Below are 21,267 nucleotides of genomic sequence, written 5' to 3' on the forward strand. Positions count from 1 at the left end.
TGATCCGCGTTGCGGCCTGCTGGGGCATCCGCTTTTTCAGCGGGGTGTCAGGACGAAGACCGGGATGAGCCGGTCGGTTTTCTTCTGGTAGTCGGCGTACGGCGGGTACGCGGCGACGGACCGCTCCCACCAGATCTCGCGCTCGGCGCCCTCCACCTCGCGGGCCGAGTAGTCCCGCTTGGTCTCGCCGTCCTGAAGCTCCACGTGCGGGTTCTTACGGACGTTGTAGACCCAGACCGGGTTCTTCGGAGCGCCGCCCAGCGAGCCGACGACGGCGTACTCCCCGTCGTGCTCGACGCGCATCAGCGCGGTCTTGCGCAGTGCTCCGGTTTTCGCCCCGATGCTGCTCAGGACGATGATCGGCATTCCCTGGATGTCGTTCGCCTGTGCGCCATCCGTCGCTTCGTACTTCTCGGCCTGTTTGCGTGCCCAGTCCGACGTGCTCGGCAGGTACTCACCACTCAACGGCATGATGGCGACTTTAGCCGCACCCGGACCGCACCCCGGGCCTGCCCGTAACGCTCTCTGCACCACGGACCGTGGTGGGTGCCGGCTCCAAAGGTCGGACCGACGAGCGGAAGGCGGCTTTACGTGCGGTTGTTCACCGGCACCCTGGCGATCTCCCTGGCGGCCGGGCTGGGCGCGATCGCCCTCCCCGGCGTGTCGTACGCGGGTGTGCCCGCGACCGTCACCGAGGCACAGCCCGCACGGGTGGTCGGCACGACCGTCGACGCGCTCGGCCGGCCCGTGGTCACCGTGCATGAGGCGACCGACCGGGCCGAGACCGCCGAACTGCTGGCGAAGATGCCGAACGCGCAGCTCGACGTCCCGGTGAGGGTGGCCGCCGCGCCGACCGGCTCCGACCCGTACCGCAAGCAGCAGTGGGGGCTCACCAAGATCAAGGCGCCGACGGCCTGGGCGAGGTCGACAGGCGCCGGGGTGACCGTCGCCGTGATCGACACCGGCGTCGACGCCGCCCACCCCGACCTGGCCGGCAAGGTGCTGGCCGGGTACGACGCGCTGAAGGGCAAGGCCGGCGGCACCACCGACGCGAACGGGCACGGCACTCACGTGGCCGGCATCATCGGCGCGGTCACCGGCAACGGCGTCGGCGTCGCCGGCGTCGCCCCGGACGCCAAGATCCTGCCGGTACGCGTCTTCGGCGCGAACGGTGCCGGATACATGTCCGATGTCGTCGAAGGCATCGTCTGGGCCACCGACCACGGCGCCAACGTGATCAACATGTCGCTCGGCTCCCCCACGAAACTCGGCGCGCTCTCCGACGCTGTCGCGTACGCCCGGGGCAAGGGCGTCACCGTGGTCGCCGCCGCCGGCAACGAGCGGGAGGACGGCAGCCCGATCAGTTACCCGGCCGCCGACACCGGGGTGATCGCTGTCGCCGCGACCGATTCCGCCGACCGGTACGGGTCGTACTCCAACTCCGGCGGCTATGTCGACGTGGCCGCGCCGGGCAGCAGCATCGTCAGCACGTACCCGACCGCCCTGGCCGGCGGCAATTACGCCGTGATGAGCGGTACCTCGATGGCCGCCCCGCAGGTCGCGGCGGTGGTGGCGCTGCTCGAGGCGTACCAGCCGGCGCTCAACCCGAGCCAGATCGAGAAGATCCTGGAGGCGTCCGCTGCCGACCTCGGTGCTGCCGGGTTCGACTACGACTACGGCAACGGGCGGGTCGACGCGGTGGCCGCACTCGCCGCCGCCGGACAGTACGTCACGTCGACAGTCAGCACCCGCACGGTCGGGTACGGGACGAAGACCACGACCACGTTCACCGCCATGACCGGTGGCAAGCCGCTCGCGAACACTTCGGTGTCGGCGTGTCTCTCGGTGGCCGGCGCCGCGTTCACGTGCACGCCTGTCACGACAAGCGCAGCCGGGACGTACACGTTCACCAGGGTGGCGAACGCGCACTACCGCGCTCGTTTGTTCGTACCCTCGTCTGTTGATTTCGCTGCGGCCGCAGCGACCGCGAGTTACACGGTGAAGGCCAAGGTCACGGCGGTTCGTGGCAAGAAGAGTGTGATCCCGGTGAAGGTGGCCGGAGCGTCCGGCCAGACCATGACGGTGCAGCGGTATCAGAACAAGAAGTGGAAGACGGTGATGACGTTCCGCACGACCGCCACCCGCACGATCACCGGCTTGGTGAGCGGCGCGACCTACCGCGTGGTGATCGCCGGCACCAAGACTGTGGCGGGCGTAACCAGCGGCACGGTCAAAGCCTGACCCCGCGGGTAACGCGAGTGCTGTTTACTTCCAGTCATGGGCATCATCTCTCGCGGCTTCGGCGGGCGGCGGCGTGAGTCGCTGCCCGGCCTGCCTCCCGGCCAGTACCTGACTCACGACTTCCCGGTGCTCTCCGCCGGGCCGACCCCGCGCATCCCGCTGGACCGGTGGAAGTTCACGATCACCACCGAGACCGGCGAGAAGCACTCCTGGGACTGGAAAGAGTTCACCGCTCTGCCGTCCGAGGAATTCACCGTCGACATCCACTGCGTCACCAAGTGGTCCAAGCTCGGCACCACCTGGAAAGGCGTCTCGCTCGACACCCTCTTCGAGGACGTCGAGTCGGCCGCCGATTACACGATGGCGCACAGCTACGGCGGTTACACCACGAACGTGCCTCTCGACGATCTCCTCGAGGGCAAAGCCTGGCTTGTGTACGAGTTCGACGGCGAGCCGCTTCACCCGGAACACGGCGGACCGGTCCGGCTGATCGTGCCGCACCTGTACTTCTGGAAGTCCGCGAAGTGGGTCAACGGCCTCGAAATGCTCAACGACGACGAGCCCGGCTTCTGGGAGGCCGGCGGTTACCACATGTACGGCGACCCGTGGCGCGAGCAGCGCTACCAGGGCGACTGATCGCCGCATGATGCTGATCGCCGCATGATCAAGCGCATCACCTGGCGGGCCGCGACTGTGACCGCGGTCCGCTGGGAGACGAGCACGTCGCGCACCCTGGTGCTCGACGTGCCGGAGTGGAGCGGGCATCTGCCCGGTCAGCACGTCGACATCCGGCTGACCGCGGATGACGGATATGTCGCCCAGCGCAGCTATTCGATCGCGTCGGCGTGGTCACCCTCGTCCCCGCATGTGGAACTCACGATCCAGCGCCTCGACGACGGCGAGGTGTCGCCCTACCTGACCGACGTGGTCGAGGTCGGCGACAAGATCGAGGTGCGCGGCGCGATCGGCAACTGGTTCGTCTGGCGCGACACCCAGACCGCGCCGGTGCTGCTGATCGCCGGCGGCTCCGGCGTGGTGCCGCTGATGGCGATGATCCGCGCCCGCGGCCGTCAGCCTTTCCGGCTGATCTACTCGGTGCGCACGCCAGAGGATGCCGCTTACGCTGAGGAATTGCGCCTTCGGGTACGCGAGAACCCCGGCCTCGACGTGCACTTCGTCTATACGCGCAAGACACCGGACGGCTGGCCTGCCCCGCCGAAACGGATCGACGTCGAGACAATCAACTCGCACGGCTGGCCGCCGGATTTCGAGCCGGACTGCTACGTCTGTGGCCCCACCGGTTTCGTGGAAACTGCCGCGGACATCCTGGTGGCGCTGGGCCACGCCGCTTCCCGGGTGCGGACCGAACGCTTCGGCGGCGCGTGATGGAACTCGACGGGAACGCTCTGGGCGGCGATCTGAGCTCGGTCTTCGCCGCTGATGTAACCGGCGCGGTCTTCGTCTGCGCGGGGTGCCAGCATTCCGGGGTGGTGGCGAGTTTGCGGGTGTGGGTACCGGCCCCAGGCCTGGTGGGCCGCTGCCCGAACTGCACCGACGTGGTCCTACGGCTGGTCCGAACCCCAACCCGCGCGTTCCTGACGCTGACCGGAGCCAGCCGGCTGGAACTCCCACTGGATTAACCCCACCCCTGCCGGCGGCCAGCGACTGACGGGCTGCAACTGGCGGGCGACCGGCGACCGGCGGGCAGCGACCGGCGGGCAGCGACCGGCTGGCGGCTGGCGGCGGGCAGCGACCGGCGATTGGCCAGCAACTGGCGGGCGATGGCCAGCAACTGGCGGGGTGGCGGGCAGCAATTGGGCGGCCGGCGGCCGGCGGCCGGCGGCTGGCGGCTGGCGGCTGGCGGCTGGCGGCTGGCGGCTGGCGGCTGGCGGCTGGCGGCTGGCGGGCGATCTTGGCAAGTTCTGCCCTCATCGCGCCCGGCCACGCCAAGATCGCGCAATGCTGGGGCCACTCCGCCCCCACCTCAGCGTTCTTGAGCGAATTTCCACATCAGAGGGTGCAGAATCGCTCAAGATCCGGACGCAGGCCGCGAGCGCCCACCGCGCCCACCACCACCGCCAGCCACCATCCCGTCCGGCCCATCACGCGGGACGGCTCACCAGGTCGGGTATCTCGCCATCCGGTAGTCGCGGAGACGGCTTCAGCGTGTCGAGTTCGGTGCGGTTCATACCTTCGCTCGACACGCACGGGCGGACCCACGCCAGCGTGTCGAATTCAGGCGTCCACCGCACTGCCCACCGCACCCAACTCGACACGCACGCACGCACGCGGATGCGGGGCCGACACGGGCCAGCACAGGACCGGACCGCGACCAGCTGAGGACGAGGCGAAGGCAGGCCACCGATCTTGTGAGCTTGTGGTCGACATGACGACTCAACCTCACAAGTTCGGGCGAGGGCGGGCCCCAGTCGACGCCCCCCGCGCCCCGCGCCCCGCGCCCCGCGCCCCGCGCCCCGCGCCCCGCGCCCCGCGCCCCGCACCCCGCACCCCGCACCCCGCACCCCGCGATCTTGAGTGATTTTCTACATCGGGGCGTCGAGAATCACTCAAGGTTCACAGCGGGCGCAAGCGCGAACCGGCGAACACCGCAGGAGCGGCGAGACAGCACCCGAGCGTCACAGCCCACGAGCAACACCCCTTGGCGGTGTCAGTCGACGGTCAGAAGGAGGGCCTGTTCTGGGGCCAGCAACGGCGCCGGTAAACCTGCCTCGGACAGCACCCGGCCGGGCAACGTGATCGAGCCCGCCGCCAGCCACCCCGGGGGTGCGTCCTGCACCATCTTCGGCTGCGTTCCGATCGGGCGGACCGTGTAGACCCGGTTCGGGTCCAGGCCGGGGAAGCGGACCGGTGGCGGCAACGCGGACCGCGGAGTGCCGAGCGCCACCAGGGCGAACACCGCCGACGCCCGGTCCTGCGCCACCACGCCGTGTACCTGGTACGCCGGATCGGCGGCATCGGCCCGGACCACCACACCGGTGTGCAGCAGCGGGCGCAACCGCTTGTACTCCGCGATCCACTCCGCGATCAGGACCAGCTCGGACGAGGACGCCGCGTTCAGGTTCCACTCGATGCCGGCGCTGCCGAACAGCGCTGTCGCCAGCCGGAACCCGAGCGCCGAACTCCGGCCCGTCACATGGGCGGCGCCGGCGCCCAGATGACCACCCAGATACTCCGGTGGGATCAGGACGCTGGTCCAGCGCTGAATCTTCTGCCGGTCGAGCGGGTCGTTGGTGTCCGAGGTCCAGAACCTGTCGACCAGTTCGAGGATGCCCAGGTCGACCCGGGCGCCGCCGGACGCGCAGCTCTCGATCTCCACGTTCGGAAAGGTTGCTCGCAATTCCGATAGAAGGCGATACAGCGCGCGAGTCTGGCGATGTGCCACGCCCGGCGTCAGCAGGTCCCGGTTGTGGTCCCACTTGAGGTACGCGATCGGGTACTCGTTCAGAAGCGCGGCCAGCCGATCACGCACAAAAGCGAACGCATCCGGATTGCTGAGGTCGAGAACCCGCTGCCAGCGCCACGTCAGCGACGCGTCCAGCATCCACGACGGATGCGAGCGAGCCAGCGACGAGTCCGGGCTGATCATTTCGGGCTCCACCCAGAGGCCGAACTCCATCCCGGACGACACGACTCGGGAGATCAGCGGGTGCAGGCCGTCCGGCCACACCGCGGTATCCACATACCAGTCGCCGAGCGCCCGCTTGTCGTCACGACGGCCGGTGAACCAGCCGTCGTCCAGCACGAACCGCTCGACGCCCACCGAAGCGGCCGCGTCCACCAGACGACCCAGAACCGAGAGGTCGTGGTCGAAGTACACCGCTTCCCAGGTGTTCAGCACGACCGGCCTGGGCAGACGCAGCGGCGACCGCGAGCGGATCCACGGGTGCAGCCGATCGGAAATCCCGTCGATGCCGTTCTCCGAGAAGACCGCGATCAGCCACGGCGTCTCGTAGCAAGCCCCGGGCGCCAGCCGGATCTCGCCCGGTGCGAGCAGCTCGCCGGCGCCGAGAGCGCCGTAACCGAGCGAGGACCGTTCCGCCCAGATCTGCTTGTCGCCGCTCCACGCCAGGTGCGCGGCCCAGACCCGGCCGCGCCGGAACCCGAAGCCGGGCTCGCCGGCCATCATCAGGAAGGCGTCGTCGTGCCCGGGACGGCCGTGCCGGCTCTCCCGGCTCCACACGCCGTGCCGCAGGGAACCGCGCTGCGGCTCCCGCTCGTGCGCCCAGAGTCCGGTGAAGTCGAGCAGTTCGGAGGCTTGCTCCGGAATCGGGAGCAGCATGTTCAGACCGGAGAGTTCGAAATCCCTGTCGCCGAGGTTCACCAGCCGGTGCCGGATCCGCAGGACGCCTTCCGGGGTCAGCTCCAGCTCGGTGGTCAGCTCCAGCGAATCATCGGCGCTCTTAGCGCGTACCGAAGAGCCGCGTACCGAAGCGGGCGAGAGGGCGACCAGACGCAGAGCCGGCGCCGGAACGCCCTGGCGGTGGCCTGCCAAGGCAGGCCTTCCGGTCCAGCCTTCTGCAAGGCCAGGCCAGAGAGAAAACCGCAGGGGTACGTCGACCGAGCTCGGCGGCACCGCGGGAACTGCCGCATCGGCGAGCGATTCGAGGGCCGCGAGATCGAGTTCACCGAGGTCAGCGCCCCAGTGGATGACGCAGGGAACGCCACCGCGGGCGTCAAGCACAAGGCTGACGCCCGCGGCGCGGAGGTGGAGCACGGTCACTCGGCGACCGGGATCGACTGAGACTTGAGGGTCTCGACGGTCGAGGTCTGCGCCTTCTTCAGCGCATCGATCAGGGTGCCGCTGCCGGAGACGGCGGCCTTGAAGCCGTCCGAGGCGGAGGTGTACGTGGAGGTCATCGTCGGTCCCCAGACGAAGTCGGCCGCGACCTGGCCGGAGGCCTGCGCGAACACATCGTAGATCGCCTGGCCGCCGTAGAAGTCGACTCCCTGCTTCAGGGCGGGCAGCGACGCGCCGGCCTTGGTCGCCGGGTAGAGCTGCGCCTCCTTGTTCAGCAGGGTCAGCGCCTCCTCGTTGGTGTTCAGCCAGAGAGCGAACTTGGCAGCCTCGTACGGGTGCTTCGAGCCCTTGAAGACCGCGGTGGCCGAGCCGCCCCAGTTACCAGCGACGGTGCCGCCGGCGGTCCACTGCGGCATCGGGGCGACCGCCCACTTGCCCGAGGTGTCCGGCGCGCCGGAGATGATCGAGTTGGCGCCCCACACCGCGGAGACCCAGGTCCACGCCTTGCTGGTGTTGTACGCGTTGTCCCACTCGGTCGTCCACGGCGGAACCGTCGAGACGAGCTTCTTGTCGAGCAGGCCCTGCCAGTAGTTCGCGACCTTGGTGGTGTTCTCGTCGGCCAGGTTCACTGTCCACTTGGAGCCGTCGTTGCTGAACCAGCGGCCGCCGGCCTGCCAGGCAAGACCCGCGAACTGGTTGATGTCGCTCTGCGAGAAGTTGGTGATGTAACCACCGGCGGCCTTCACCTTCTCGGCGGCAGCGGCGTACTCGTCCCAGGTGGTCGGGATCGCGATGCCGTTCTTCTCGAACAGATCCTTGCGGTAGAACAGCGCCATGGGGCCCGCGTCCTGCGGGATGCCGTAGACCGAGTTCTCCTCGCCGAAGGTGACCTGGCCCCAGGTCCAGTCGACGAACTGGTCCTTGGCCGCGGTCACCTCGGAGCAGCCGGCCAGGTTCTCCAGGCCGTCCTGCACCCGGAAGCTGGGCAGCGCGTCGTACTCGATGTGGCCGAGGTCGGGCGCGTTGCCGGCCTTCAGCTGGTTGAAGAAGTTCTGGTAGGTGCCGCCGTTGCCGTTCGGGCCGGTCTGCACCTTGACCTGGATGTTCGGGTTCGCGTCGTTCCAGACCTTCACCACGTTCTCGATCCCGGGGATCCAGGTGGTGTAGTTCAGGGTGACCGGGCCGGAGGACGGGGCGCAGCTGGCCGCCCCGGCCGAGGTGGCCGCGTCGTCGTCGCCGCCGGACGAGCAGGCGGTCAAGGCAAGTGCTGAGGTCAGCAGGATGCCGAGTGAGCGCATGGGAAGGCGCATTGACTTCTCATTTCTCGTTTTTTTGGATGGGGTGAGAGGGGTTTGGTGCGACTTACTTGATGGCGCCCGAGCCGAGGCCGTTGCGCCAGAAACGCTGGAGAAGCAGGAATGCGATCACCAGCGGAATGATCGAGACGAGTGCGCCGGTCAGCACCAGCATCCGGAGCTCCGGGATCTGGTTGACCTGCGTGTTCCAGGAGTAAAGGCCGAGGGTCACCGGGAAGAGCCGCTCGTTGCCGAGCATGATCAGCGGCAGCAGGAAGTTGTTCCAGACGGCGACGAAGTGGAACAGGAAGATCGTCACGAGGGCCGGGAACATCAGCTTGGTGGAGACCGTGAAGAACGTCCGTACCTCGCCGGAGCCGTCCAGCCGGGCCGCTTCGAGCAGCTCGTCCGGGACGCTGGCGGTGGCGTAGATCCGTGCCAGGTAGACACCGAACGGGTTGACCAGGCTGGGCAGGAACACCGACCAGAAGGTGTTCGTCGCGTTGAACTGGCTGAAGATCAGGAACAGCGGCAGGGCGAGCGCCGTGGCCGGCACCAGGACGCCGCTCAGCACCACGTTGAAGATCGCTTCCCGGCCGGGGAAGCGGTACTTCGCCAGGGCGTACCCGCACATCGCGGCCAGAACCGTGCCGAGCAGGGCCGCACCGCCGGTGTAGACGACACTGTTCAGCATCCAGCGCAGGAAAACGCCGTCCCGGTACGAGAAGAGTTCGTTCAGGTTGTCGAACAGGGAGAAGTCGGCGAACCAGAGCGGGTCGGTGCTGCTGAACTGGGACCGGCTCTTCGACGCCGCGACCAGCAGCCACCAGATCGGCACCAGGAAGTAGAGAGTGCAGGCGCCCATGACCAGCATGGGGGCGATGCGGTTCACATTGTTTTTCACTTGTCGCCTCCTCGCTGGGTGACCTTCAGGAAGGCGAAGGACAGCACGCAGGTGGCAAGCGCGAGGACCACCGAGAACGCCGCCGCCAGGTTGAAGTTCGGAATGGACGAGGTGGAGTACACGGTCAGGTTCGGCGTGTACGCGCTGGTCACCGCGGAGCTGAAGGTCCGGAAAACGGCCGGCTCGGCGAGCAGCTGCAGGGTGCCGATGATCGAGAAGACAGTGGTCAGCACGATCGCCGGCATCACCAGCGGGATCTTGATGGACCACGCCGTGCGGATCGCCCCGGCGCCGTCGATCTTCGCCGCCTCGTAGATCTCCTGCGGGATCGCCAGCAGCGAGGAGTAGATGATCAGCATGTTGTAACCGACGTAGACCCAGGTCACGACGTTCGCCATGGCCCAGAGCACGAGGTCGGCGGAGAGCAGGTCGACCGCGCTGGTCACGCTGCTGAACGGCGACAGGTTCGGCGAGTAGAGGAAGCCCCACATGATCGCCGCGACGACACCGGGCACTGCGTACGGAACGAAGAACGCGAGCCGGAAGAACCGCCGGCCCTTCACCAGTCCCGAGTCCAGCAGCAGAGCCAGGACCAGGGCGAGGCCGAGCATCACCGGGACCTGGACCACGCCGAACAGCAGCACCCGGCCGATCGACTCCCAGAACGGACCGTCCGCGAAGACGCGCTCGTACTGGGCCAGTCCACCGAAGACCTCGCGGGCCGGGCCGAATGTCCCGGTGCGCTCGACCTTGTACAGGGACTGCTTGATCGCGTACCCGATCGGCGCCAGGTAGAACGCCGCGAAGAGCAACCCGAACGGGAGGATGAAGAAGAGTAGTGCGCCTACCGGCCGCTTCCTGGTCATTTCCTCTCCTCCTTGATCGTTGCTTCCTTGACAGTTGCTTCCTTGATCGCGGCTTCCTTGACAGTTGCTTCCTTGATCGCGGCTTCCTTGATTACGGCGACGCCGCCGCCGGCGACCTCTGTCACGGGCGCGCCGGTCACCAGGTCATGACCGCTGATCGCCACGGCCTGGGTGCCGTGGTTGACCACGAACAGGTAGGAGCGGCCGTCGCCGGAACGCCGGACCACCTCCAGGTCACCGTTCGACTCCGGCCCGGCCGGTGTCACACCGGCCTGTTCCACAGCGCTGCGGACCAGCTCGCGCAGGCTTCGGGGGTCCAGATCGGTCGCGACGTACCAAGCGGTGCCGTTGCGGGTGATCGCCGGAACGCCGGGCAGCGGCCCGTCGGAATAGGTCGCGATCGTCTCGGCCGTCGTGGTCCGCAGGCGCTCGGTCCAGAGCGAACCGGTCGCGCCGTTGCTGAGCTTCACCTGGTGGCCGGGCTTCAGCGGGGCGAACTCCTCGCCGTGCACGCCGAGCACGTTCTTGAAGGCGCCGGGGTAACCGCCGAGGCGGATCCGGTCCCGCTCGTCGACGATCCCGGAGAAGAAGGTGACGAGCAGGCTCCCGCCGGCCGACGCGTACTCCTCGAACTTCTCCGCGTCCGAGTCACTCACCATGTAGAGGCACGGGGCGACAACCAGCTTGTACGCGCTGAGATCGGCGCCCGGGGCGACCACGTCGACGGTGACGCCCAGTTCGCGCAGCGCCCGGTGCGCTTTGTGCACCTGGTCGAGGTAGGTGACCGCCTGCGACGGGCGGGCCTCACCCTCCGCCGCCCACCAGGACTCCCAGCTGAAGACGAGCGCGACGTCCGACTCGACCCGCGTGCCGGCAACCTCGCCGATCCGGTCCAGGGTCTCGGAGAGCCGCAGCACCTCGCGCCAGGCGATCGTGTCGGTGCCGGCGTGCGGCAGCATCGCCGAGTGGAACTTCTCGGCGCCCTGCGCCGACGCCCGCCACTGGAAGAAGCAGAGCGAGTCGGCGCCGCGGGCCACGTGGGTGAGCGAGTTGCGGATCATCTCGCCCGGCGCCTTGGTGAGGTTGTGCGGCTGCCAGTTGACCGCGCCGGCCGCCTGCTCCATCAGCATCCACGGCTTGCCCGCGGCCAGGCCACGGGTCAGGTCGGCGGCGAAGGCCAGCTCCGCGACCGGGTCGCCGAGGCGGTGGTCCAGGTAGTGGTCGTTCGCCACGACGTCCATCTCCGGCGCCCAGGACCAGTAGTCCAGGTTCCGGATGTGCGCGGTGACCATGAAGTTCGTGGTGACCTTGGCCGGTGACCAGCGGCGCAGGATCTCCGTCTCGCCGCGGTAGTAACCGAGCAACTCGTCGGAGCTGAACCGGTGGAAGTCGACGATCTGGGCCGGGTTGCGCAGCGACAGCGCGAGGCGCGGCGGCTGGATCTCGGACCAGTCGCCGTACCGCTGGCTCCAGAACGACGTGCCCCAGGCCTCGTTCAGCGTCTCGATCTTGCGGTAGCGCTCGCGCAGCCAGCTCCGGAACGCGTCCGCGCTCGCCTCGCAGTAGCAGAGCGCGTTGTGGCAGCCCAGCTCGTTGGAGACGTGCCAGAGCGCCACGGCCGGGTGCTCGCCGTACCGCTGCGCAACCTGCTCGACCAGGGCGAACGCGTGCTCCCGGAAGACCGGCGAACTCGGGCACCAGGCCTGACGACCGCCCGGGAACCGCAGGGTGCCGTCGGCCGCGGCCGGCAGGATCTCCGGGTACAGGGTGCTGAGCCACGGTGGCGGCGATGATGTGCCGGTGCCGAGGTTGACCTTGATTCCGTTGTCGTGCAGCAGGCCGACGACCTCGTCGAGGTCGTCAAAGTGGTACCGGCCGGGGCTCGGTTCCAGGTTCGACCAGCCGAAGATGTTGACGGCCACGAGATCGACGCCGGCCCGGCGCATCAACGCGACGTCCTCGCGCCAGACATCAGGCGACCACTGCTCCGGGTTGTAATCACAGCCGAGGCTGATTCCCGGTATGGGCATGGTGAACATAAAACTCCTGGTCACAGGTGTGTGCACGTGCACACATTTCCGCGGACCTAACCGGCCGTTACGGTTGTGTGAACGTGCACACAGTAAGACTGGCCTGGCACTCGGTCAATAGCTGCGGCGCTACATTGATCGCATGTCCCGGCCGAAGCCCCAGAAACGCGCCACCGTGCACGACATCGCGGCCGCCGCGGGCGTGTCCCGAGGCACCGTGAGCCGGGTGCTGAACGGCGGATATGTCTCGGCCGAGGCGCGCGCGGCGATCGAAGCCGCCATCACCGACGTCGGCTACGTGCCGAACAACGCCGCGCGTACGCTGAAGATGCGCCGCTCGCAGGCGGTCGCGTTCGTCGCCCTGGAGCCGCATTCGCTCTTCCTCGACGACCCGAACATCGGCGCGATCATGCTCGGCGCGAACGCCGCGCTCTCCCTCGCCGACCACCAGATGGTCAGCCTGGTGGTGGAGTCCGCGCGCGACACCGAGCGGGTCGCCCGTTACCTCAGCGGAGGCTTCGTCGACGGTGCGATCGTGGTGTCGGCCCGGACCCGGGACCCGATCATCAAGGTAATCGCCGATCTGCGAATTCCGGCGGCATTTGTGGGTCATCCGCCTGAATTGAGAGACAGCATCCCGTTCGTCGGGATAGACAACGTCGGCTCGGCACGCTCGATCACCGCGCGCCTGGCCGCAAGCGGCCGGCGACGCATCGGCATGATCGCTGCCGCTCTCGACCGCGACTCCGGCCTGGACCGCCTCACCGGCTTCAAAGAAGCCCTGGGTACGGAATTCGACAGCAACCTCGTGGCGGACGTACCGCACTACGACTACGCATCCGGAGTCAAGGGAATGCGGCTCCTGCTCGAACGCGAGCCCGCCATAGACGGCGTCTTCGCCGCGTCCGACGCGATAGCGGCCGGCGCCCTGGAAGCGCTGCGCGAGGCCGGCCGGAGCGTCCCCGGCGACGTGGGCGTCGTCGGCTTCGACGACAGCACCTGGGCGGTCCGCTGCCAGCCACAGCTGTCAACGGTGCACCAGCCGGCAAAGGAGCTGGGCTCGTTCGCGGCCCAGCTGGTGCTCCGCCAACTGGCCGGCGAACAGGTCGAACACCACGGCGAGCTGCTCGACACCCCAATCGTCTGGCGCGACTCCGCCTGACCCCACCCCGCCGCGCCCCCCTTGCCAAATCTTGAGCGATCCTCCACCGCGCGGTGCCTGCGTCGCGGGGTGCATGCGCCGCGGGGTGCAGGCGCCGCGGGGTGCAGGCGCCGCGGGGTGCAGGCGCCGCGGGTGTACAACATCGCTCAAGATCGGCGGTTGGCACCCTCGGCCAGGTGCCCGGCCGGCGATCTTGCAGGGCTGACCCTTCTGACGGTGCTGCGGGACCCGCGAGGCCCGGCACGTCCAGCGACCCGGCACGTCCAGCGGCGACGAGAACACACATAAGGCGCGATCGGCGTGGATGAAGCAGCACACAACGACTCGGTGCGACCTCATCCACGCCATAGCCGAGCCAGGAGCTCGCATACGCATTGCGTGGGGCCTCGTCACCGCCGCCGACCCGTTGCGTGCGCCGCCGTCTGCGCTGCCCCATTGCCTGCGCTATCCCATTGCCCGCGCTGCCCCATTGCCGGCCCGCACGCTGGTGCCCGGAGCACGCCCGCCCGCACCCCTGGTTCCCGGAGCACGCCCGCCCGCACCCTGGTGCCCGGAGCACGCCGCCTAAGGCCTAGGCGCCGGAGATTCGGGTGGCCAGCATCTTGACGAATTCGGGGTCGTCCTCCGGGCCGACGGGTCCGCCGCCCGGCACCGGCATCGGCCCCTCGATGTCGCTCGCTGAGGTGGCGCGGCCCGCGCGGAACCAAGCGATCGCGCCGGCCACCGGGCAGAGCAGGATCAGCACGATCCAGGCGCCCCGCGGGAACGACCTCAGCCGCGTCCCGTCGGTCGACAGGCAGTCGATCAGCGCGATCACGCTGAGCGCGACGACGACCAGGAAGAGCAGCGTGTTCAGTCGGGCCATGGACAAAGATCCTGGCAAGCCGGGGCATCGTTTCCGGTCCGCGCGGGGTGCCGCTGGGTTGCACGTCACCGCAGAAGCCGAGCGGTTGCAGCGCTCACGCCGCAAGCACCCCACCGATGCGTGTCGAATCAAGGCGCGTACCGAACCCGAAATCGACGCAGGAGTGCGAGGCGCGGCGTGCGTGTCGCGCTTCGAGCCAGGGGGCACGGAAGGAGACAACCCGGCGTTTCAGGCCTTACCGCCCACCGCCGCGAGTTCCCAATGCCGGCTGCACACCACGGCCGCCATAGGTGACAGCCGACAGCCGTACGCGACAGCCAACAACCGCGGTGTACAGCCAGCGCAAACCGGCTGCACACCACGGCCGGCTTGCGCTTGTGGTCGTATTTGCCCGGTCAACGACCACAAGCGCTAGCCGGCGCGCCGCGCGCGTTCCGGGGCACGATCGCCGCGGATGGCCGGGACGGAAAGCAGTCGACCACGCCGGCGAGTACCCGGTCATTGACCGGCGGGACCACTGCCGTCTCGACCGACCAGCAGGACCACTGCCGTCTCGACCGACCAGCAGGACCACTGCCGTCTCGACCGACCAGCAGGACCACTGCCGTCTCGACCGAGCTGAGACGGCGGTGACCCCGCTAGGCGTGATCTTTCAGCCGGCCGCGCCGGACAGCGCCGGCAGGTAGCCGTTGGAGTAGCCGCTGGTGTTCGGGTGGTAGGAGTTCTGCGGCGGGATCACGGTGAGCCCGTTGAGGTACGGCCGGGCCGAGCACACCCCGTGCCCGCTGAACTCGTCGCGCACGTCGGAGAAGACGAAACCGGCCGCTGCGGCCCGGCTCTTGATCATTTCGTCGAGGACCTGCGCCCCGCTGTTCAGCGACTTGCGCTTGGCGATGCTCATCTCGCAGAGCACCGACGTCGTGTCGAAGATCAGTGGGTACGACAGAACGACGACCCGAGCGTCCGGAGCCTTCGCCCGGATCGCCTTGTACGCGGCATCGAGCTTGCCGGGCAGTGTGTTGTTCACGTACGTCTTGCCCGACTCGACCTTGGCAGCACAGGCCGAGTCGCTGGAGGTGAGGCAGGTGATGACGGTCGGCGCGAAGCCCGCGTCGTTGCCGCCGATCGTGATGCTGACCAGTTCGGCCCCGGCCTTCATGGCCGGCACCTGGGTCTTGACGACGTCGTCGGTGACCGCGCCGCCGCAGGCCAGGAACTGGAACGAGGCGGGCGAGTTCCGTGCGGCCCACTGTGCCGCGTAGCTGTTGTTGCTGCGCAGGCACGTTCCGGACTGGCCGGGTGCGCCGACGCCGGAGGAGTACGAGTCGCCGAGGGCGACATAGTCGACGGTGCTCGCCGCCTGGGCGGGTGCGGCGAGGACGAGGCTCAGTGCGGTAGTGACGAGAGTGGCGAGGACGGTAGCCGTTCTCATCGATGGCCTCCGATATCCGCGTGGGGACTTCAGGGCCGAAGCGCTTCGGTTACCGAACAGTAAGTCAAGGTATCGAGAAAAGGAATCCAGTGACATTCCTGTTACAGGGGAGTAACATGCGTCGATGTGACCAGGGGTTACGCCCACGGGTGATGTTTCATGTTCTCTCTGTGACGACCGCACAACGGCCGTGGAGCCGATCTTCAGCGTGTCCTCAGATCCGCGCGCTAGATTTCGGTCATGGAAGAGAGCCGGACCCGCCGCCTGGTACGGATCCTGCGGGACCGCAACGTTTTCGCGCATGTCCGGTTGCCGCGTGCCGGCGGCTCGGGTTACGGCATCCGCGTCGTCCTGCCGGACGGCCGCGAGGCCGAGTGGGAGGCCGGCGCGGCCGGACTCCAGGCCCAGGTGATGCGCAACGGGGTCCTCGTCGGGTTCGTCGAGTCGATTCCCGGCTCCGAGCACTTCACCGAGGAGCAGACGATCGAGGCGATCGCGGCCACCGATTACGACCGCCCGATCGGCCGGTCCGAGCCGCCGTCCACTCGCCGCCCGGTGCCGCCTCCCCCACCGCCGAGCCTCGCCGACCGCCTGCGCTCCAGCTTCCGAGGCTGAAACGGCCGACAAGGCCGACATGACCCGGCAAGGCCCGGCAAGGCCGACATGACCTGGCAAGGCCGACATGGACGGCAAGGCCGACAACGCCGACAACGCCGACAGCGCCGGCAACGATCACCATCGGAACGGCCGGCCCGTCGTCGTGCGGGACGCGGTCCGGCCGTCTCGGACGTACCGGTACGTCATCACGACCGCGTACTGCCGGCCCCTCCGTGGCTCGGCCACCAGCGGACCGCAGTCCTGGGTGATCGAGCGCCGGGTGAACGACAGGTCGTCGCAGGTCCGGGGCCCGGCCACGGTACGGCCGGTGCGGGCGTCCTGCAACGCCACCGAGATGCGTCCTCGCCCGCCGGCCGGTGCGGTCAGCGCCGCTCGGAACTGGATCTCGTCGCCCAGCTGGTGACAGGGTCGCGGGCCCAGCGGAGCACGGGTGCGCAGGTCGAGGATCAGGCCCGGGGAGCACTGCCATCGACCCTTTGCCGCTTTGCCCTCCGGGACGTGTGGCCGATCGTGGTGTCGCGACGAAGCGGGGTGCTTCGTGCGTACCGAAGTGGCGGGCTTGGGCGCGGAATGCGCGACTCCCGTCGCGGACCTGGGGAAACGCGCAGGCCGGGTAGAGGTGACCGCCGCGGGAGGATGCGGGGCGGCGGCGTTGCGGGCAGCGGCATTGCGGGCAGCGGCATTGCGGGCAGCGACGGAACCCGCCGGTGAGACCGCCGGCGGCGGCTGGCTGGGTGCGGTGATCACCGTGGGTACCGCTTGGGGATCACCACCGGGACGGCTCAGGTGCCAGGCGCTGGTGGCGATGCCGGAGGCGAGCATGGCTCCGGTGACAGCGAACGCGGTCGCGCCGGGACGCGACCATCTGCCCGCGGGCGCGGCGTTGCCGCGAAAACGGCGACGACGGGGTACGACGGGCCGCGGTACCGACTCGACGACGAGCGACTGGTCCGGAGGGCTGCCCGGGCGGGACAACGCTGGCGTGTCAGTGAGATTGCGCGCGAGAAAGCCCAGGTCGGTGACGAGGTCGGCGGCGCTCGGGCGCTGACGTGGCTTCACCGCCAGGCACATCATGATGATCCGCCAGAGCGGGTCGGGGATGCCGGTACGCCGATCCGGAGCACCTTCGGCGTGCAGGCGCATGAGCTCCGGTATCGAGTCGCTGCGGTACGGCGGCTGTCCGCTGACCAGCTCGTAGAGAAGCACCCCGAGCGCGTAGACGTCGGTGGCCGGGCTGGGTGTCGCCCCATGGAACGCCTCGGGAGCCATGTAGTGCGGCGTGCCGACCACCGCGTTCGGTGTGGTCATGCTCGGCAGCGCCAGAATCCGGGCGATCCCGAAGTCGGTGAGCCGGGTCTCCAGTTCACCGCCGTCGTCGCGCAGCAGGATGTTGTCCGGCTTCAGATCGCGGTGGATGATGCCCAGGTCGTGCGCCTCGGCAAGGGCCGAGGCCACCTGACCGGCGAGCCGCACCGCCTCGCTGGGCGGGACGGTTCCGTTGCGGTGCAGGTGGTCGCGCAGGTTGCCCCCGCTGACCAGGTCCATCACCAGGCCGAGGCTCTCCCCCGCGCTGAACAGGTCACGGACCCGCACCACGTTGCGATGCCGCAGCATCAGCAGGATCGTGCGCTCCTGGACGAACCGGGTGACCAGCCGGGGCTGCCGCAGCAGGCTCTCGTGCAACAGCTTGATCGCTACCGGCTCACCGGTGGCGCGGTCTTCGCCGCGCCACACGGTCCCGGTGGCACCCTGACCGATCGGCCTGACCAAAAGGTACGAATTACCGACACACCGCCCGGCGAGTTGCGTGCCCGAACGGTGGTCCGTGAGATCCTCTCCAGGGTCGTTCGCTCCGGGGTTGTTGTCCACTCCGGTCCTTCCGACGGCGGCAATGCCCCGGAATGATGCTGTTTGTCCGGATAGGCTGGCAAGCCCACAGACGGAAGTTCGCACCCTTAGGGCAGAGTCGCCGCCCCACCGTCACTTCGTCGGCGGCACCTCGTTCTGGCGTACGGGCTGCGGGCCGCACAGCGACCGGATCGCACCCAGCAGCGTCGATCGGGTGAATGGTTTCTCCAGCAACATGCTGTTGTCGTCCAGGTGCAGCTGCGGGCCGAGCGAGGCCGCCGAGTACCCGGACATGTAGAGCACCGGCAGGTCCGGCTGGTGCGTACGCAGCGCGCTGGCCAGCTCCGGGCCGGTCATCGTCGGCATCACCACGTCGGTGATCAGCAGGTCCGGCCGGGCGCCGGAGGCCACCTGGGTGACCGCCATCAGCGCGTCGGTGGCCACCGCGATCTCGTAACCGGCCGGCGCGATGAGCCGCTGCACCAGCTGGGCCACGTCCGGCTGGTCCTCCACGATCAGAACCCGGCCGATCACCGCCTGCTTGGTCCGGCCCTCACCCTCCGGGACCTTGCGCTCCTCGGCGGCCGGCAGGTAGATGTGCACCGTGGTGCCCATCCTCGGCTGCGACTCCAGCTCGATGTGCCCGCCAAGGTTCGTCACGATGCCGGCCGTGGTGGCCAGGCCGAGCCCGGCCGCGGTCGGGCGGGTCGTGAAGAACGGCTCCAGGGCCCGCCGGCGGACCTCCTCGTCCATCCCGACGCCGGTGTCGGTGACCACCAGGTGCACCAGCTTGCCGTTCGGAGCGCCCTCGGCGGCGAACTGACCGGGTTCGACCACCTCGTTCGTGGCGGTCACCCGGACCATGCCGCCGTGCAGCATCGCGTCCCGGGCGTTCGCCGCGAGGTTGACCAGCGCCTGCTCCAGAGGGCCGCGCTCGGCTTTCACCGGCCACACGTCCGGGCCGAACGTCAGGTCCAGGCCGATCCGCTCGCCGAGCGTACGGCTGAACAGCGACTGCACGTCGGTGAGCAGGTCCGGGATCGGGATCACCTCGGGGCGGTTGCCCTCGCTGCGCCCGAACGCGAGCAGCTGGTGGGTGAGCGTGCGCCCGGTGGAGACCGCGTCGAGGATGTCCTTCGCCAGCGCGTGCTGCGAGGAGTCCTCCTCGGTGCTGGTCAAGATCATGTCGGCGGAGCCGGCCACCACGGTCATCAGGTTGTTGAAGTCGTGCGACAGGCCGCCGATCAGCTGGCCCAGGCTGTCCAGCCGGCGCAGGTGGTCGAGCTGGCGCTTGAGACCCCGGGCGTCGATGTGGTCGGTCGTGTCGGTGATCATGCAGAGCACCCCGGCGAACTCGCCGTGGTCGTCGCGGATCGGCATCATGCTGATCCGTACGCTGCGGCGCGACCCGTCGGCGCGCATCAGACGGGTGGCGCCCACCGTCGACCGGCCGGTCTTGCACTCGGCGATCCGGCGGTCCAGCTCCTTCTGCCCGACGTTGTCCAGGAAGCCGCGCAGCGACACCCCGATCAGCTCGGCGCGGGGCATCCCGAGCACGACACCGATCGGCTCGTTCGCGTACGTGGCAACGCCTTCCGGGTCGAGCTGCAGCACGCCCTCGGGGATCGTCTCCAGGACCCGGTGATACCGCTCCTCGGCCGCTTTCAGCCGCTCCTGCGCCCTGGCCGAGGAGACCGCCAGGGAGACCTCACCGGCGATGTCGCGGGCCAGCTCCACCTCGGGCGTCGAATAGAACGCGTCCGGCATGTGCCGGGTCAGGATCAAGAAGCCCGAGTACGTGTTGTCGACGATCACCGGACAGAGCACGGCCGCCGTGATCTGGTGTTCCCCGGTGGCCAGGGCCGCCGCCGGCTCGCCGGCCAGCACGATCGGCCGCCGGCTCGCGGCCAGAGCGGTGGAGTACTCGTCGTCGGGCGTCTCACCGACCCGATCCAGGGCGCGGCCCAGCGTCGCCGAGCGATCGTCTTCGACGTGGTGGTACGCGATGTTGTCGTACCCGCCGTCGTCGCGGAGCAGTTGAACGCCCGCGCCGTCACCGATCATGTCGGCAGCGGCGCGGGCAGCCGTGGAACTGACCTCGGCCGGATTCGCCCCCGCTCGGCTGAGAGCGAGGGCGAGATCGGCGAGCGCGTACCGGAGGGGGTAAGCCATGACACCCATGTGGGTCATGATTCGCGTTGGATCAGCTTTGTGAGGGCGGTTCGCGGGATTTCTACCCGAAAAGCGCGCTCACCGATTCACCGTTGTGGATCCGGCGCATCGCCTCGGCCAGGGCCGGCGCGACCGACAGGATCGTCAGCTTGTCGGTGTGGTTGGACGCCGGGATCGGCACCGTGTTGGTGCAGACGATCTCCTCGATCTCCTTCTCCGCGGAGAGCCGCTGCACCGCGTCACCGGTGAAGAGCCCGTGCGTGCAGGCCACCCGGACGCTGCGGACGTTGCGCTCACGGAGCCGGGCCAGCAGCTCGAAGACCGTGCTGCCCTTCGCGATCTCGTCGTCCAGCACGATCACGTCCCGGTCGGCGACCTCACCGATCACCGAGCTGATCACGACCTTGTCGTCGGCGAACCGCTGCTTCGCGCCGGCCGCCACCTCGATGCCGAGCATCCGGGCGAACGCGGCCGCCTCCTTGGCGTTGCCGAGGTCCGGTGAGACCACGACGGCGTTCTCCAGGTTGTACCGGCGGAAGTGGTTGGCCAGTTCGCGCAGCGCGTGCAGGTGGTCGACCGGGATGTTGAAGAAGCCGTGCACCTGCGGCGAGTGCAGGGTCATCGCGAGCACCCGGTCGGCGCCGGCGGTGGTGAGCAGGTCGGCGACGAGACGGCCCCCTATGGAGATACGGGGCGCGTCCTTCTTGTCGCTGCGCGCGTACGCGTAATGCGGCAGGACCACGGTGATCCGACCGGCCGACGCGCCACGGGCGGCATCGAGCATGAAGAGCAGCTCGGCGAGGTGCTCCTGGGTCGGCGGGGAGAGCGGCTGGATCAGGAAGACGTCCCGTTCCCGGCAGTTGCCCTGCAGCTGCACCTCGATGCAGTCGTTGGCGAACCGGGAGATCCGCGTCGGATTGAGTGGAACACCGAGGTGCTCGCAGATCTCGGCGGCGAGTTCAGGATGAGCTGATCCGGTGAAAACGGCGATGTCGCGCACGGGGACACCCTATTCACTGAGCCTTCTTCAAGATGGCGAGGGCCTCGCCATGCCGGCGCCGGACGACGGCCCGGC

17 protein-coding genes are annotated in these 21,267 nt (G+C 68.8%); 6 read left to right on the forward strand and 11 right to left on the reverse strand.

The window, feature by feature from the left end; genetic code table 11:
• Positions 1–36: 36 nt before the first annotated feature.
• A complete protein-coding gene (locus tag ACQP2E_RS30495) occupies positions 37–471 on the reverse strand; it encodes a nitroreductase family deazaflavin-dependent oxidoreductase (protein ID WP_433826387.1) in 435 nt (144 codons plus the stop codon).
• Positions 472–591: 120 nt separating this feature from the next.
• Between ACQP2E_RS30495 and ACQP2E_RS30500 the strand changes: the two genes are divergently transcribed.
• From ACQP2E_RS30500 to ACQP2E_RS30515, 4 genes are read left to right on the forward strand one after another with little or no spacing between them, the layout of a single operon-like run.
• A complete protein-coding gene (locus tag ACQP2E_RS30500; RefSeq protein ID WP_433826388.1) occupies positions 592–2,241 on the forward strand; it encodes a S8 family peptidase in 1,650 nt (549 codons plus the stop codon).
• Between the two features lie 36 nt (positions 2,242–2,277).
• Positions 2,278–2,877, forward strand: coding sequence for a sulfite oxidase-like oxidoreductase (locus ACQP2E_RS30505; RefSeq protein ID WP_433826389.1), 600 nt, complete (start codon positions 2,278–2,280; stop codon positions 2,875–2,877).
• Positions 2,878–2,901: 24 nt separating this feature from the next.
• On the forward strand, positions 2,902–3,627 hold the full coding sequence (locus ACQP2E_RS30510) for a ferredoxin reductase (protein ID WP_433826390.1): 726 nt from the start codon (positions 2,902–2,904) through the stop codon (positions 3,625–3,627).
• Positions 3,627–3,881 carry a DUF6510 family protein gene (locus ACQP2E_RS30515; protein ID WP_433826391.1) on the forward strand — a complete coding sequence of 85 codons (255 nt, stop codon included), beginning with the start codon at positions 3,627–3,629 and terminating at the stop codon, positions 3,879–3,881. Before ACQP2E_RS30510 ends, ACQP2E_RS30515 begins: the two co-directional genes overlap by 1 nt.
• 1,028 nt (positions 3,882–4,909) lie before the next feature.
• On the opposite strand, the gene ACQP2E_RS30520 is transcribed toward ACQP2E_RS30515, so the two are convergent.
• Genes ACQP2E_RS30520 through ACQP2E_RS30540 form a run of 5 tightly spaced genes read right to left on the reverse strand, consistent with a single transcriptional unit; the run spans position 4,910 to position 12,095 of the window.
• A complete protein-coding gene (locus ACQP2E_RS30520) occupies positions 4,910–6,982 on the reverse strand; it encodes an alpha-galactosidase (RefSeq protein ID WP_433826392.1) in 2,073 nt (690 codons plus the stop codon).
• Entirely contained in the window at positions 6,979–8,310 is a 1,332-nt protein-coding gene (locus tag ACQP2E_RS30525) for an ABC transporter substrate-binding protein (RefSeq protein WP_433826393.1), read from the reverse strand. Before ACQP2E_RS30525 ends, ACQP2E_RS30520 begins: the two co-directional genes overlap by 4 nt.
• Before the next feature lie 52 nt (positions 8,311–8,362).
• Positions 8,363–9,199 (reverse strand): carbohydrate ABC transporter permease, encoded by an 837-nt coding sequence (locus ACQP2E_RS30530; protein WP_433826394.1) that lies wholly within the window; start codon positions 9,197–9,199, stop codon positions 8,363–8,365.
• Entirely contained in the window at positions 9,196–10,065 is an 870-nt protein-coding gene (locus tag ACQP2E_RS30535) for a carbohydrate ABC transporter permease (protein ID WP_433826395.1), read from the reverse strand. The genes ACQP2E_RS30530 and ACQP2E_RS30535 overlap by 4 nt, the downstream gene beginning before the upstream one ends.
• Positions 10,062–12,095 carry a beta-galactosidase gene (locus tag ACQP2E_RS30540; RefSeq protein ID WP_433826396.1) on the reverse strand — a complete coding sequence of 678 codons (2,034 nt, stop codon included), beginning with the start codon at positions 12,093–12,095 and terminating at the stop codon, positions 10,062–10,064. The genes ACQP2E_RS30535 and ACQP2E_RS30540 overlap by 4 nt, the downstream gene beginning before the upstream one ends.
• A gap of 142 nt (positions 12,096–12,237) precedes the next feature.
• Here ACQP2E_RS30540 and ACQP2E_RS30545 point away from each other — a divergent pair, with 142 nt between their 5' ends.
• Positions 12,238–13,257 carry a LacI family DNA-binding transcriptional regulator gene (locus ACQP2E_RS30545; protein WP_433826397.1) on the forward strand — a complete coding sequence of 340 codons (1,020 nt, stop codon included), beginning with the start codon at positions 12,238–12,240 and terminating at the stop codon, positions 13,255–13,257.
• A 571-nt stretch (positions 13,258–13,828) separates the two neighbouring features.
• On the opposite strand, the gene ACQP2E_RS30550 is transcribed toward ACQP2E_RS30545, so the two are convergent.
• Both ACQP2E_RS30550 and ACQP2E_RS30555 read right to left on the reverse strand, forming a co-directional pair.
• Positions 13,829–14,122, reverse strand: a complete 294-nt coding sequence (locus ACQP2E_RS30550) for a PLD nuclease N-terminal domain-containing protein (protein WP_433826398.1) — start codon at positions 14,120–14,122, stop codon at positions 13,829–13,831.
• Positions 14,123–14,774: 652 nt separating this feature from the next.
• A complete protein-coding gene (locus tag ACQP2E_RS30555) occupies positions 14,775–15,554 on the reverse strand; it encodes an SGNH/GDSL hydrolase family protein (RefSeq protein ID WP_433826399.1) in 780 nt (259 codons plus the stop codon).
• Between the two features lie 240 nt (positions 15,555–15,794).
• On the opposite strand from ACQP2E_RS30555, the gene ACQP2E_RS30560 reads away from it, so the two are divergent.
• Positions 15,795–16,169: a hypothetical protein gene (locus ACQP2E_RS30560; protein WP_433826400.1), complete on the forward strand. Its 375-nt coding sequence runs from the start codon at positions 15,795–15,797 to the stop codon at positions 16,167–16,169.
• Between the two features lie 117 nt (positions 16,170–16,286).
• Here the strand turns inward: ACQP2E_RS30560 and ACQP2E_RS30565 are convergent, their stop codons facing one another.
• The 3 genes from ACQP2E_RS30565 to ACQP2E_RS30575 form a co-directional block, all read right to left on the reverse strand.
• Complete coding sequence (locus ACQP2E_RS30565) at positions 16,287–17,906, reverse strand: serine/threonine-protein kinase (protein WP_433826401.1); 1,620 nt, start codon at positions 17,904–17,906, stop codon at positions 16,287–16,289.
• Positions 17,907–18,152: 246 nt separating this feature from the next.
• A complete protein-coding gene (locus tag ACQP2E_RS30570; protein ID WP_433826402.1) occupies positions 18,153–20,192 on the reverse strand; it encodes a hybrid sensor histidine kinase/response regulator in 2,040 nt (679 codons plus the stop codon).
• A gap of 61 nt (positions 20,193–20,253) precedes the next feature.
• Complete coding sequence (locus ACQP2E_RS30575) at positions 20,254–21,192, reverse strand: ribose-phosphate diphosphokinase (protein WP_433826403.1); 939 nt, start codon at positions 21,190–21,192, stop codon at positions 20,254–20,256.
• Positions 21,193–21,267: the final 75 nt, after the last annotated feature.

Source organism: Actinoplanes sp. CA-015351 (assembly GCF_050955685.1).
Taxonomy (GTDB): domain Bacteria; phylum Actinomycetota; class Actinomycetes; order Mycobacteriales; family Micromonosporaceae; genus Actinoplanes.

What these genes read in the sequence shown, in the direction of transcription:
- ACQP2E_RS30560 (WP_433826400.1), top strand. Translation starts at nt 15,795, where the DNA reads ATGGAAGAGAGCCGGACCCGCCGCCTGGTACGGATCCTGCGGGACCGC.
- ACQP2E_RS30555 (WP_433826399.1), bottom strand. Translation starts at nt 15,554, where the DNA reads ATGAGAACGGCTACCGTCCTCGCCACTCTCGTCACTACCGCACTGAGC.
- ACQP2E_RS30540 (WP_433826396.1), bottom strand. Translation starts at nt 12,095, where the DNA reads ATGCCCATACCGGGAATCAGCCTCGGCTGTGATTACAACCCGGAGCAG.
- ACQP2E_RS30525 (WP_433826393.1), bottom strand. Translation starts at nt 8,310, where the DNA reads ATGCGCCTTCCCATGCGCTCACTCGGCATCCTGCTGACCTCAGCACTT.
- ACQP2E_RS30510 (WP_433826390.1), top strand. Translation starts at nt 2,902, where the DNA reads ATGATCAAGCGCATCACCTGGCGGGCCGCGACTGTGACCGCGGTCCGC.
- ACQP2E_RS30535 (WP_433826395.1), bottom strand. Translation starts at nt 10,065, where the DNA reads ATGACCAGGAAGCGGCCGGTAGGCGCACTACTCTTCTTCATCCTCCCG.
- ACQP2E_RS30515 (WP_433826391.1), top strand. Translation starts at nt 3,627, where the DNA reads ATGGAACTCGACGGGAACGCTCTGGGCGGCGATCTGAGCTCGGTCTTC.
- ACQP2E_RS30550 (WP_433826398.1), bottom strand. Translation starts at nt 14,122, where the DNA reads ATGGCCCGACTGAACACGCTGCTCTTCCTGGTCGTCGTCGCGCTCAGC.
- ACQP2E_RS30570 (WP_433826402.1), bottom strand. Translation starts at nt 20,192, where the DNA reads ATGGCTTACCCCCTCCGGTACGCGCTCGCCGATCTCGCCCTCGCTCTC.
- ACQP2E_RS30545 (WP_433826397.1), top strand. Translation starts at nt 12,238, where the DNA reads ATGTCCCGGCCGAAGCCCCAGAAACGCGCCACCGTGCACGACATCGCG.
- ACQP2E_RS30505 (WP_433826389.1), top strand. Translation starts at nt 2,278, where the DNA reads ATGGGCATCATCTCTCGCGGCTTCGGCGGGCGGCGGCGTGAGTCGCTG.
- ACQP2E_RS30495 (WP_433826387.1), bottom strand. Translation starts at nt 471, where the DNA reads ATGCCGTTGAGTGGTGAGTACCTGCCGAGCACGTCGGACTGGGCACGC.